The organism is Sporichthya brevicatena, from assembly GCF_039525035.1.
GTDB lineage: Bacteria > Actinomycetota > Actinomycetes > Sporichthyales > Sporichthyaceae > Sporichthya > Sporichthya brevicatena.
In genome coordinates this window covers 95,793-108,287 of the sequence record NZ_BAAAHE010000010.1, presented here as the reverse complement: position 1 = coordinate 108,287, position 12,495 = coordinate 95,793, and the positions used below count along the sequence as shown (strand labels likewise).

12 protein-coding genes are annotated in these 12,495 nt (G+C 72.7%); 2 read left to right on the top strand and 10 right to left on the bottom strand.

The window, feature by feature from the left end:
- Positions 1–4: 4 nt before the first annotated feature.
- On the bottom strand, positions 5–1,711 hold the full coding sequence (locus ABD401_RS07395) for a glycerol-3-phosphate dehydrogenase/oxidase (RefSeq protein WP_344603150.1): 1,707 nt from the start codon (positions 1,709–1,711) through the stop codon (positions 5–7).
- Positions 1,712–1,784: 73 nt separating this feature from the next.
- On the opposite strand from ABD401_RS07395, the gene ABD401_RS07390 reads away from it, so the two are divergent.
- On the top strand, positions 1,785–2,549 hold the full coding sequence (locus ABD401_RS07390; RefSeq protein ID WP_344603148.1) for an isocitrate lyase/PEP mutase family protein: 765 nt from the start codon (positions 1,785–1,787) through the stop codon (positions 2,547–2,549).
- 19 nt (positions 2,550–2,568) lie between these two features.
- Here ABD401_RS07390 and ABD401_RS07385 read toward each other — a convergent pair whose 3' ends face one another.
- The 7 genes from ABD401_RS07385 to groES all read right to left on the bottom strand — a co-directional run bounded on the left by ABD401_RS07385 (position 2,569) and on the right by groES (position 9,938).
- Positions 2,569–3,678 carry a GuaB3 family IMP dehydrogenase-related protein gene (locus ABD401_RS07385; RefSeq protein WP_344603146.1) on the bottom strand — a complete coding sequence of 370 codons (1,110 nt, stop codon included), beginning with the start codon at positions 3,676–3,678 and terminating at the stop codon, positions 2,569–2,571.
- Positions 3,679–3,681: 3 nt separating this feature from the next.
- A complete protein-coding gene (gene guaB, locus ABD401_RS07380) occupies positions 3,682–5,208 on the bottom strand; it encodes an IMP dehydrogenase (RefSeq protein WP_344603144.1) in 1,527 nt (508 codons plus the stop codon).
- 125 nt (positions 5,209–5,333) lie between these two features.
- Positions 5,334–6,260 carry an anti-sigma-D factor RsdA gene (locus ABD401_RS07375; protein WP_344603142.1) on the bottom strand — a complete coding sequence of 309 codons (927 nt, stop codon included), beginning with the start codon at positions 6,258–6,260 and terminating at the stop codon, positions 5,334–5,336.
- The gene (gene shbA / locus ABD401_RS07370; protein ID WP_344603140.1) at positions 6,260–6,859 is read right to left on the bottom strand and encodes an RNA polymerase sigma factor ShbA; all 600 of its coding nucleotides are present in this window, start codon (positions 6,857–6,859) and stop codon (positions 6,260–6,262) included. Before shbA ends, ABD401_RS07375 begins: the two co-directional genes overlap by 1 nt.
- A gap of 51 nt (positions 6,860–6,910) precedes the next feature.
- The gene (locus ABD401_RS07365; protein WP_344603138.1) at positions 6,911–7,522 is read right to left on the bottom strand and encodes a response regulator transcription factor; all 612 of its coding nucleotides are present in this window, start codon (positions 7,520–7,522) and stop codon (positions 6,911–6,913) included.
- 376 nt (positions 7,523–7,898) lie between these two features.
- Positions 7,899–9,512: a chaperonin GroEL gene (groL, locus tag ABD401_RS07360; RefSeq protein WP_344603136.1), complete on the bottom strand. Its 1,614-nt coding sequence runs from the start codon at positions 9,510–9,512 to the stop codon at positions 7,899–7,901.
- 132 nt (positions 9,513–9,644) lie between these two features.
- Positions 9,645–9,938 carry a co-chaperone GroES gene (groES, locus tag ABD401_RS07355; protein ID WP_019875595.1) on the bottom strand — a complete coding sequence of 98 codons (294 nt, stop codon included), beginning with the start codon at positions 9,936–9,938 and terminating at the stop codon, positions 9,645–9,647.
- A gap of 183 nt (positions 9,939–10,121) precedes the next feature.
- Between groES and ABD401_RS07350 the strand changes: the two genes are divergently transcribed.
- The gene (locus tag ABD401_RS07350) at positions 10,122–11,411 is read left to right on the top strand and encodes a THUMP-like domain-containing protein (RefSeq protein WP_344603204.1); all 1,290 of its coding nucleotides are present in this window, start codon (positions 10,122–10,124) and stop codon (positions 11,409–11,411) included.
- On the opposite strand, the gene rimI is transcribed toward ABD401_RS07350, so the two are convergent.
- Positions 11,374–11,835: a ribosomal protein S18-alanine N-acetyltransferase gene (gene rimI / locus ABD401_RS07345; RefSeq protein WP_344603133.1), complete on the bottom strand. Its 462-nt coding sequence runs from the start codon at positions 11,833–11,835 to the stop codon at positions 11,374–11,376. The two genes, ABD401_RS07350 and rimI, sit on opposite strands and share 38 nt — an antisense overlap.
- A 5-nt stretch (positions 11,836–11,840) precedes the next feature.
- Positions 11,841–12,485 carry a tRNA (adenosine(37)-N6)-threonylcarbamoyltransferase complex dimerization subunit type 1 TsaB gene (gene tsaB / locus ABD401_RS07340; RefSeq protein ID WP_344603131.1) on the bottom strand — a complete coding sequence of 215 codons (645 nt, stop codon included), beginning with the start codon at positions 12,483–12,485 and terminating at the stop codon, positions 11,841–11,843.
- Positions 12,486–12,495 lie beyond the last annotated feature (10 nt).

The following is a 12,495-nucleotide window of genomic DNA, read 5'->3' as shown; positions in this document are numbered from 1 at the left end:
GGGGTCAGCGCACCGGGACGATGTCCGGGGCGCCCATGCGGGCCGCGTCGGCGGTGTGGTCGTCGGGCTGGTCCTGCGACTCCCGCTCCGCGGCCACCCGGGCGGCGTAGTACTCGACCTCGACCGCGGTCTGCTCCGGCGTCCAGCCGAGGTCCGGCGCCATCAGGGTCGCGCACTCCTCGGCGGCGCTCAGGCCGCGGTCGAAGGTCTCGACCGAGATCCGCGTCCGGCGGGTGAGGACGTCGTCGAGGTGGCGCGCCCCCTCGTACCGGACGGCGTGGACGACCTCGGCGCGCAGGTGCTCGTCGGCGCCGCCGATCGGCTCGGCCAGCGACGGATCGGCGTCGGCGAGCGCGAGCACCGACATGAGGTCGGAGCCGTAGCGGCGCAGCAGGTGCTCGACCCGGGCCACGTGCAGGCCCGCGGCGGTCGCAATGCGCTCGCGGGAGTTCCACGCCGCCTGGTAGCCCGGGGCGCCGAGCAACGGGATCCGCTCTGTGCACGAGGGCGGCACGCGCTCGTCGAGGGCGTGGACGGCGGCGTCCACGGCGTCCCGGGCCATCACCCGGTAGGTCGTGTACTTGCCCCCGGCGACGACGACGAGACCGGGCACGGGGTGGGCGACGACGTGCTCGCGCGAGAGCGCCGAGGTGTTCTCCGACTCCCCCGACAGCAGCGGACGCAGACCGGCGTACACGCCCTGGACGTCGGCGTGCTGCAGCGGCGTCGTCAGCCACTTGTTCGCCTCGGCGAGCAGGTAGTCGATGTCGCCGCGGCTCGCGGCCGGGTGAGCCTTGTCGAGCGACCAGTCGGTGTCGGTCGTGCCGATGATCCAGTGCCGCTTCCACGGGATGATGAACAGGACGCTGCTCGCGGTCCGCGTGATGATCCCGGTCGAGGCGTGGATGCGGTCGCGCGGCACCACGAGGTGGACACCCTTGGACGCGCGGACGTGGAACTGCCCGCGCTCCCCCACCATCGCCTGGGTCTCGTCGGTCCAGACGCCGGTGGCGTTGACGACCTGCTTGGCGCGGATCTTCCACTCCAGGCCGGACTCGGTGTCGCGCACCCGTGCGCCGACGACCCGCTCCCCCTCGCGCAGGAAGCCGATGACGCGCACGCGGGACGCGCAGTGCGCCCCGTAGGCGGCGGCGGTCCGGACGAGGTTCACGACGTACCGGGCGTCGTCGACCTGGGCGTCCCAGTACTGGATGGCGCCGACGAGAGCGTCCGCCTTCAGTGCCGGCGCTGCCCGCAGGGCCTGACGCCGCGTCAGGTGACGGTGCCGCGGGACGCCGGTCTTCCCCGGTGCCGCGGCGGCGAGGGTGTCGTAGAGCGCGATGCCGGCGCCGACGTACGGCCGCTCCCAGTGCTTGGTGAGCGGGTACAGGAACGGAACCGGGCGGACCAGGTGCGGCGCGATCTCGGTGAGCAGCAGCGAGCGCTCGGTCAGCGCCTCGCGCACCAGTCGGAAGTCGAGCATCTCCAGGTAGCGGAGACCGCCATGGATCAGCTTGCTCGACCGGCTCGACGTCCCGGCGCCGAAGTCGCGCACGTCGACGAGCCCGACGTCGAGCCCCCGCGTCACCGCGTCCAGGGCCGTGCCCGCGCCGACGATGCCGGCGCCGACGACGAGCAGATCCAGTTCCCGCCCCGCCAGCGCCGAGCACGCCGCCGCGCGCTCGGCCGGCCCGAAAGTCGGAGTCCCCACGCGCTCAGCGTAGGCGGTGACGGGCTCCCACCGCGGAGGACCGTTCCCAGCCGGACGTTCTAGCGTGGCGGGCATGACCTCTGAGCACGCCCGGACGCTGCGCGCGCTGCACCGCCCCGGCGACCCGCTCCTGCTCCCGAACGCCTGGGACGCCGACACGGCCCGGCTCGTCGTCGAGGCGGGCTACCCCGCGGTCGCCACGAGCTCCGGGGCGGTCGCCGCCGCCCTCGGGTTCTCCGACCACGAGGCCGCACCGGCCGACGCCATGCTCGACGCGGCGGCCCGGATCGCGGCCGCCGTCGACGTCCCGGTCACGGTCGACGCCGAGGCCGGGTACGGCCTCGAACCGGAGGTCCTCGCGGACCGCCTGCTCGCCCTCGGCGCGGCCGGGTGCAACCTCGAGGACACCGACCACAAGACCGGCGAGCTGCGCCCGATCGCCGAACAGGCGGCGTTCCTGCGCACCGTGCGCCGTGCTGCCGGGCGGTCGCTGGTGCTGAACGCCCGCATCGACGTCTTCGTCGCGAGCTTCCCCGACCCCGCCGCCGACCAGTCCGCGTTCCTCGGCGACGCCCTGGACCGTGCCGCCGCCTACCTGGACGCCGGCGCCGACTGCGTCTACCCGATCCTCGTCCGGTCCGCGGACCTCGCGGCGCAGTTCGTCAGCGCCGCGAACGCGCCGGTGAACCTGCTCGCGCACCCGATGACGTTCCCGCCGGACGCGGCCCGGGCCGCCGGTGCGGCCCGGATCTCCCTCGGCACCGGTCTGTGGCGGGCCCAGCGCCTCTGGCTCCGCGAGCAGCTCGGGGAGCTCCGCCTCGGCCGCCTGCCGAACTGACCGGTGAGGTGACAGTCCGTCAGGACGAGATGACGACCTCGACGCGCTGGAACTCCTTGAGCTCGGAGTAGCCCGTGGTCGCCATGGCGCGGCGGAGGGCGCCGACGAGATTCATGGAGCCGTCGGGCTGGCGCGCCGGACCCTGGAGGATCTCCTCGAAGGTCCCGATGGTGCCGACGTGCATGCGGGTGCCGCGCGGCAGGGCGGCGTGGTGCGCCTCCGCGCCCCAGTGCCAGCCCTGGCCCGGCGCCTCGACGGCGCGGGCGAGCGGCGAGCCGATCATCACCGCGTCCGCGCCGAGCGCGAGCGCCTTGGTGATCTCGCCCGAGCTCGTCATGCCGCCGTCGGCGATGACGTGGACGTAGCGGCCGCCGGACTCGTCGAGGTAGTCGCGGCGCGCGGCCGCGACGTCGGCGATCGCGGACGCCATCGGCACCGAGATGCCGAGCACCTCCGCGGTCGTGTGCGCCGAACCGCCGCCGAAGCCGACGAGCACGCCGGCGGCGCCGGTGCGCATCAGGTGCAGCGCCGCCTGGTAGGTGGCGCAGCCACCGACGATGACGGGCACGTCGAGCTCGTAGATGAACTGCTTGAGGTTCAGCGGTTCGGCCCGGTGCGAGACGTGTTCGGCGGAGACCGTCGTGCCGCGGATGACGAACAGGTCGACCCCGGCGTCGACGACCGCGCGCCAGTACTGCGCGGTCCGCTGCGGCGAGAGCGCGGCCGCGGTGGTGATGCCGGCGTCGCGCATCGTCTTGATCCGGGCGCCGATCAGTTCTTCCTTGATCGGCTCGGCGTAGATCTGCTGCAGCCGCGCGGTCGCCGCGTGGTCGGGCAGCGAGACGATCTCGGCCAGCAACGCGGCCGGGTCGTCGTAGCGCGTCCACAGACCTTCGAGGTCGAGCACGGCGAGACCGCCGAGGTTGCCGATCCCGATCGCGGTCTCCGGGGAGACCACCGAGTCCATCGGCGCGACCATGATCGGCAGGTCGAAGTGGTACGCGTCGATCTGCCAGGCGACCGAGACCTCTTCGGGGTCGCGGGTCCGCCGGCTCGGCACGATCGCGACCTGGTCCAGACCGTAGGCCACCCGGCCGCGCTTGCCGCGGCCGATCTCAATCTCAGACACAGGTCACCGTGAGTGGTAGTTGGGAGCCTCGACGGTCATCTGCACGTCGTGGGCGTGGCTTTCCTTCAGACCGGCGGAGGTGATCCGCACGAACGTCCCGCGCTCGTGCAGCTCGGACACCGTACGCGCTCCGACGTACCCCATCGACGTCCGCAGGCCGCCGGCGAGCTGGTGCACGACCGCCTCGAGCGGGCCGCGGTAGGGCACCTGACCCTCGACACCCTCGGGGACGAGCTTGTCGTCGGAGTGCACGTCGTCCTGGAAGTACCGGTCCTTCGAGTACGACCGGGTCGCCCCGCGCGTCTGCATGGCGCCGAGCGACCCCATGCCGCGGTAGGACTTGTACTGCTTGCCGTTGATGAACAGGAGCTCGCCGGGGCTCTCCTCGACACCCGCGAGGAGGCTGCCGAGCATCACGGTGTCGGCACCGGCCACCATCGCCTTGGCGATGTCACCGGAGTACTGCAGGCCACCGTCACCGATCAGCGGGACGCCGGCCGGACGCGCCGCGAGCGAGGCCTCGTAGATGGCGGTCACCTGCGGGACGCCGATGCCGGCCACGACGCGCGTGGTGCAGATCGAGCCCGGGCCGATGCCGACCTTGATGCCGTCCGCGCCGGCGTCGATGAGCGCCTGCGCACCCTCGCGGGTGGCGACGTTGCCGCCGACGACGTCGATCTCCGTCGCGCTCGCGTCGAGCTCGCGGCGCAGGCGGGCGACCATCTCCAGGACCGCGCGGGAGTGCCCGTGCGCCGAGTCCACGACGAGGAAGTCGACGCCGGCCTCGACGAGCGCCATCGCGCGCTTGTAGGAGTCCTCGCCGACACCCACCGCGGCACCGACGACCAGCCGGCCGGAGGCGTCCTTGGTCGCGTGCGGGTACTTCTCGGTCTTCGCGAAGTCCTTGACGGTGATCAGGCCCTTGAGGCGGCCCGCGTCGTCGATCAGCGGAAGCTTCTCGATCTTGTGCTCGCGCAGCAGCGCGAAGGCCTCCTGCCGGCCGGTCCCGACCGGGGCCGTGATCAGCGGGGCCTTCGTCATCACGTCGCGGACGAGACGTGTGGAGTCGCTCTCGAAGCGGATGTCGCGGTTGGTCACGATGCCGAGCAGCACGCCGTCGCCGTCGACGACGGGCACCCCGGAGATGCGGTACCGGCCGCACAGCACGTCGACGTCACCGATGGTGGCGTCCGGGCTGATCGTGATCGGCTGCGCGACCATGCCGGCCTCGGAGCGCTTCACGACGTCGACCTGCTCGGCCTGGTCGCTGATCGAGAGGTTGCGGTGCAGCACGCCGACGCCGCCCTGGCGGGCCATCGCGATCGCCATGCGCGCCTCGGTGACGGTGTCCATCGCCGAGGAGATCAGCGGCACCTTGAGCGAGATCCGCCGCGAGAGCCGACTGGTCGTGTCGACGTCGTTCGGCAGGACGTCGGAGGCCCCGGGCAGGAGCAGGACGTCGTCGAAGGTGAGGCCCAACCGCGCGAACTTGGCCGGGTACTGCGTCGAGGGGTCCGAGGGGGAGGTCACGTGGGTGGGCACCTTCTCACTCGCAGCGGGGAGTGCCCTTCATGCTACCCGCGCGGATTTGTCCCCCCGGCCGCGCGCGGTGTGCCCTGGCTTACGGGCCCCACGGTCGGCTGCCGCGATCCGGGCTACTTGTCCCCGCCGAGGATTCCCTCGAGGATCGGCGCCCAGGTCGGCGCGCGCATCTCCTCGATCGGGAGGTCCGGCAGCGGCTCGAGCTTCTGCTCGGCGCGGTCGGCGACCTTGTCCTTCGCCTGCTTCAGGTCTTCCTTGGGTGACGTCGGAAGCTTGTCGGTCGGCTTCACCTGCGGGTCGAGGACGTCGCTGGGCTTGTGGTCCGGGCTGAGCACGCCCTCGCCCGGGACGACGTCGACGCGGTCGCCCTCACGCTCCGCCGGCACGACGGCCCGGTCGGCCTCGGCGGCCTCGTCGGAGAACGCCTGGTGCCAGCGGTCGCGCAGCTCGATCAGGTTGGCGCGCAGCGACGAGAACTTCTGCGGGTCCTCGGCGCCCTCGATGTTGGTGCGGGCCTTCTCCAGCAGGTCACGCGCCTGACGCAGGTCGTGGTCGGCCAGCGCCTTGTCGGCGGCGTTGAGCATGCGCGAGATTCGCTCGGAGTCCGACTTCTGCGGTGTGACCTGCTCGGTCACCGAACCGACGACGCGGCGGATGTTCTCCAGCGGCCCACCGTCGCCGGTGACCGCGGCCGAGACTCCGCCGATCCCGAGGACGAGCGAACCGACGGTGACGACGGCGGCCGCGCGGTGCGCGACGAGGAACTTCGCCCTCGCGCCGCGGCGCGGCAGGACGAGCGGCTCGGCGATCGGCGGCGCCGGCACGAGCGCGGGCGCGGCGGCGAAGATCTCCTCGGCGTGCGCCGGGGTCTCCTCCAGCAGCGTGGTGAGCGGCCCCGGGCGGGAGTCGATCTCGTGGACGTAGGCGGCCAGGAGTCCCGCGATGGGGTCGTCCGTGGTGTCGACACGTTGCCGGGCGCCCAGGGCGTCGAGCAACAGGTCGTCGGCGTGCAGGGCCGCGAACTTCAGTTCCTCGGACATCAGGCCGTGGCCTCCTCGGCGGACCCCTTGGCGGCCTCGTCGGCCGCCAGGGTGCGCAGTCGGTTGAGCGCGCGGTGCTGGGCGACCCGGACGGCACCGGGCGTCATTCCCAGCGCACGGCCGGTCTCCTCGGCGGAGAGCCCGACCGCGACGCGCAGCACGAGCAGTTCCTGGAGGTTCTCGGGCAGGCGCGAGAGCAGGTCGCGGGCGTGGGCGGCGTCGGCGGCCGCCAGCGCTGCCTCCTCGGGCCCGAGCGCGGTGTCCGTGCGCTCGGGGACGTCGGCGGTGGGGGTGGCGGCACGCATGGCGGCCCGCTGGACGTCGGCGACCTTGCGTGCCGCAATGCCGAACACGAAGGCCTCGAACGGGCGGCCCTCGTCCCGGTAGCGCGGCAGTGCGGTCAGCACGGCGATGCAAGCCTCCTGTGCCGCGTCGTCCGCGGCGTACTCGGCGCCGGGCAGGCGACCGAGTCGTCCCCTGCAGTACCGGAGCACCATCGGGCGGATCGTCGCGAGCAGCGCGTCCATGGCGCCGCGGTCTCCCGCAATGGCGGCCGCTGCCAGGTCGCGCAGATCGATCCGATCCGTCCGACTTCCCATCGGATCCGGATCGGACGGCGTTACGCCGGCGACCGCCATGTGACCATTTTGCTACCTCACGAGCCCTCGGCGCAGCGCGATGGCCACAGCGTGGGCCCGATCCGCGGCCCCGAGCTTGCGGAAAAGCCGTCTGGCGTGCGTCTTCACGGTGTCCTCGGACAGATAAAGTCCGCGGCCGATCTCCGCGTTCGACTGCCCCTCGCACATCCCGGCGAGGACCTCGAGCTCACGCTCGGTCAGCGCCGGTGGCGGACTGTGATCACCGTCACCGTCGGTTCCGGCCCCGTTGCTGTGCGGCTCGGTCAGCGCCTGGCCGACGGCGACCCGCACCTCGGCCCGCGAGGCGTCCTTCCGCAGGTAGCCGCGAGCCCCCGCGGCGACGGCCGCGACGACCGCCGCGTCCGGGTCCTCGGGACGCGTCAGCAGCAGCACGCGGGCGGACGGGTCGGCCGCGCGGATCCGGCGCACCGCGCCCGCTCCCCCGCGCTGCGTCAGCGCCGCGTCCACCAGGACGAGGTCCGGCGGCTGCGCCCGGACGTGCTCGATCGCCTCGTCCTCGGTGGCCGCCATGACCACCTTCTCCACACCCTGCACCCCGTTCACCGCGCGCCGCAGCTGCTCGCGGATCAGCGGGGAACCGTCACACACCAGGACAGTCGACATGGCACCTCCTGGGCGGAACGTATCGCCCGGTTCCAGGGGGACACGGGTTATTGCGCCATTCCGGTTAAGGGGTGTTTCGCACTCGGCTACCGGGGATCCGGACAACTCCGGGCGAATCCGGACAAACGCGCAGACCGAATCGGGAGAGTCCGGACTTAACGCAACGACCCGGCCCCCTCCGGGGACCGGGTCATCTGCTGCGGGCCGGGAACGCTGCGAGGGCCGCGGGCCCGCCGCGTGAAGGTCGCCGGCGCCGGAGGAGCGAGCCACTGACCGGGCGTCAGCCCGGCCAGTGCCTCGCGACCGGAGGAGCTGGCGACCGCAACGGCGGCGGCCCCGCGCCCCGAGCGCGACGCGCGCGGAGCGCGCCAATGAATCAGTGGCCGTGGCCGTGGCCGTGGCCACCGGCGTCGGGGGCCTCCTCGGCCGGCTTCTCGGCGACCAGGGTCTCGGTCGTCAGCAGCATGCTGGCGATCGAGGCCGCGTTCTGGACCGCGGAGCGGGTGACCTTGACCGGGTCGATGACGCCCTGCGCGAGCAGGTCGCCGTACTCGCCCGTGGCGGCGTTGAAGCCCTTGCCCGACTCGCGGACCTTGGCGACGACGACGTAGCCCTCGTGGCCGGCGTTCTCGGCGATCCAGCGCAGGGGCTCGTCCACCGCGCGGCGGACGATCTGCACACCGGTTGCCTCGTCGCCGGTCAGGCCGAGGTTGCCGTCGAGCACCGCGGACGCGGTCACCAGCGCCGCGCCACCGCCGGAGATGATGCCCTCCTCGATCGCGGCGCGCGTCGCGGAGACGGCGTCCTCGATGCGGTGCTTGCGCTCCTTGAGCTCGACCTCGGTGGCCGCACCGACGCGGACGACGCAGACGCCGCCGGCGAGCTTCGCGAGGCGCTCCTGGAGCTTCTCGCGGTCCCAGTCGGAGTCGGTGTTCTCGATCTCCGCGCGGATCTGCGAGACCCGGGCGGCGATGTCGTCCTGGTTGCCCTGGCCCTCGACGATCGTGGTGTCCTCCTTGGTCACCACGACGCGGCGGGCCTGGCCGAGCACCTCGAGGCCGACCTGGTCCAGCTTGAGGCCGAGCTCGGGGCTGACGACCTCCGCGCCGGTCAGCACCGCGATGTCTTCGAGCATCGCCTTGCGGCGGTCACCGAAACCGGGCGCCTTGACGGCGACCGAGGTGAACGTGCCGCGGATCTTGTTGACGACGAGCGTCGACAGGGCCTCACCCTCGACGTCCTCGGCCACGATCACCAGCGGCTTGCCGGCCTGTGCGACCTTCTCGAGGATCGGGAGCAGGTCCGCGATCGAGGAGATCTTGCCGGAGTTGAGCAGGATGTAGGCGTCCTCAAGGACGGTCTCCATGCGCTCCGCGTCGGTGACGAAGTACGGCGACAGGTAACCCTTGTCGAACTGCATGCCCTCGGTGAACTCGAGGTCCACGCCCATCGTGTTCGACTCCTCGACGGTGATGACACCGTCCTTGCCGACCTTGTCGAACGCGTCGGCGATCAGGTCACCGACGCTGCGGTCCTGCGCGGAGATCGTGGCCACGTTGGCCATGTCGTCACGGGTGTCGACGCTGCGCGAGTTCTCGAGCAGACGCTCCGAGAGCGCCTTGGTCGCCGCGTCGATGCCCTTCTTCAGGCTCATCGGGTTCACGCCGGCCGCGACGGTGCGCAGACCCTCGTGGACCATCGCCTGCGCGAGCACGGTCGCCGTGGTCGTGCCGTCACCGGCCACGTCGTTGGTCTTGGTGGCGACCTCCTTGGCGAGCTGCGCGCCCAGGTTCTCCCACGGGTCGTCGAGCTCGACCTCACGCGCGACGGTGACGCCGTCGTTGGTGATCGTCGGAGCGCCGAACTTCTTGTCGATGACGACGTTGCGGCCCTTCGGGCCGAGCGTCACCTTGACGGCGTTGGCGAGGGCGTCAACGCCCCGTTCGAGGCTGCGGCGTGCGGCCTCGTCGTACTGCAGGATCTTCGGCATCGCCGGGACTGTCCCCTCTGACTACGTCTGATGTCAGCCCGCCGGACGCGACCGCCCCGGGGCCCGGCGCTTCGAACGGAGCACGGTGGGCCGACCGGGGCGGACGGAGTTCAGCGAACTGGATTGCTGCGACTACTTGCTGATCTTCGCGAGCAGGTCGCGCGCGGAGAGGATCAGGTACTCCTCGCCGCCGTACTTGACCTCGGTGCCGCCGTACTTGCTGTAGAGCACGACGTCGCCGACCGCGACGTCGAGCGGAAGGCGCTGGCCCTCCTCGAAACGACCCGGGCCGACCGCGATGACCTCGCCCTCCTGGGGCTTCTCCTTGGCGGTGTCCGGGATGACGAGGCCCGAAGCGGTCGTGGTCTCAGCCTCGAGCGGCTTGACGACGACGCGGTCCTCGAGCGGAGTGATCTTGGTGGTCATTCCTGCTGACCTTCCCCTTCTTACGAACGTGGGGTCACCTGAATGCGAATGGGTGTCCAGTGGACGCGTTCCGGACTGCCGTCGCGGGGGTCAGGCCGGGGTGCGAATGTGTTGGCAGACTCCAGGGGAGAGTGCCAACGCCGACCCTATGCAAGCGTTAGCACTCAGTCAACTTGAGTGCCAATGCCAGGGCCAAGAAATTCAGCAGGAGGCGTCGCCGTGGATCTCGCCGCGTTCGGCGCCCTGCGAACCCCGGCCGGAGCCGCCGTGCTGGCCGAACTCGCGGCCGCGGGCCCACTTGACGACGCCGCCGCGCTGCGCCTCGGGACGCGGCTGCGGCGCGACCACCCGGCCGAGTTCGTCGCGGCGGCCCTGACCCAGGCCCGACTGCGGGAGCGTGCCGTCGCCAAGTTCGGGCCCGCCGCGGCGCGGATGTGGTTCACCCCCGCCGGACTGGAGCAGGCCACCCACCCGGTCGTCGCCGCGCACCGGGCGGCCCGCGTCGCCGCGGCGCTCGGCCCCGGGGCGACGGTGTTCGACCTGTGCTGCGGGATCGGGACGGACTCGCTCGCCCTGCGCGCCGCGGGCCTGGTCGTCACCGCCGTCGACGCCGACCCCCTCACCGCCGCGGTGGCGGCGGCCAACCTCACCCTCGACTCCCCCACTGGAGATGACATCTCCAGTGCCGGGGTCGTGGTGGGGGACGTCCGGGAGGTCGACCTCGGGGACGCGGCGGTGTTCGTGGACCCGGCCCGGCGGGCGGCGCGGGGCCGGGTGTTCGACCCGGACGCCTACGCGCCGCCGTGGTCGTTCGTGCGGGAGCTGCTGCGCCGGCCGGCGACCGTAGCGAAGGTGGCCCCGGGCATCCCGCACGACCTGCCGGAGCCGGAGGTCGCGATCGAGTGGGTGTCCCTGCGCGGCGAGGTGAAGGAGGCCGCGCTGTACTCCCCCGGGCTCGTGGCCGGTCCGGCCGACGGCGCCCGGCGGCGCGCCACGCTTCTGCCCGGCGGGCACACCCTGAGCGCGGTCGGCCCCGACTCCGCCGACGAGCCGCCCCCGGTCGGCGACCCCGGCCGGTTCCTCTACGAACCCGACGGCGCGGTGATCCGCGCCCACCTGGTCGGCGCCGTCGCTGCCGCCGTCGACGGCCGGCTGCTGGATCCGACGATCGCCTACGTCACCGCGGACGCTCTCGTCCCCACGCCGTTCGCGACGGCGTACGAGGTCACCGACGTCCTGCCGTTCTCGGTGCCGCGGCTGCGGGCGGTTCTGCGCGAGCGCGGGGTGGGTGTCGTGGTCGTGAAGAAGCGCGGGGTGGACGTCCTGCCCGAACAGCTGCGCCGCGACCTGCTGAAGGGATCGCGCGGTTCGGCCGCGGCGACCGTGGTGGTGACCCGACACGGCAAGGGCCGGATCGCGCTGCTGGTGCGGCCGGTCAGCCCGCCGCCGCCGGATCCAGCGCCCGCCGCATGATCAGCGCCCCGACACCGTCGGCGTAGTAACGCGGCCGCTCGGCGATGCGCTCGAACGCACGCTTCTCGTAGAGCCGGATCGCGGCCGGGTTGTCGGCCCGCACCTCGAGCAGGACCTCGGAACATCCGCGGTTCTGAGCCTCCGTCAGCAGAGCGTCGAGCAGGACAGCGCCCAACCCGGCTCCCTGGCGGTCCCGGCGCACCGCAACGGTCTGGACGTCACCGGTGCCGTCGATCGCCGCCAGCCCCACGTAGCCGACGATCTCCTCCCCCTCCACCGCGGCGCGGTACCAGCGGGTCTCGGGGATCCCGGCGAGCTCGCCCCAGAAGGTCTCCGCCGACCACGCGTCCACGCCGAACAGGTCGGCCTCGATCGCCGTGAGCGTCTCCACGTCCCACCAGCGGATCGGGCGCAGGTCCGCCACGGTGGTCAGCCCCCGACGCGCTTGCGGGCCCCGGGCTCGACGGCGTCCGGCTTGCGCAGGTACAGCGGTTCCAGCGGGAGCGTCTCCCGGCCGGCGGCGACGTACTCGGCGACGATCTCGGCCAGGTCGGCCGGGTCGGGGTACAGCGGGGGCCGCGCGCCGGGGAACGCCGCCGGGTACAGCACGCCGCCCTCACCGACGACCGGGCCGGAGTAGGGCACCTCGCCCGGCTTGTCGACCGCCGGGCCGGAGATCCGCTGCCCGTCGGCGTAGGTGGCCCAGTAGACCTCCTTGCGCCGGGCGTCCGTCGCGACGACGAACTCACCGTCGACGGTGCGGGCGGCCGCGCGGGCGAGGACGTCGAGCGAGCAGATCCCGTGCGCCGGGACGCCGAGCGCGTGCGACAGGGCGCGGGCCGTCATCAGCCCGACGCGCAGGCCCGTGTACGGGCCCGGGCCGACGCCCGCGGCGACACCGTCGAGCTGACGGGGCGTCACACCCGCCCGGGCCAGAACGGTCTCGACGTGGACGGCGAGCAGCTCGTTGTGCCGCCGGGCGTCGACGACGGACTCCGCCGCGAGGGTCTCGCCGTTGCGCCAGAGCGCGACCGAGACCGCGGGGGTCGAGGTGTCCAGAGCCAGCAGCAGCACGCGCGCAAGC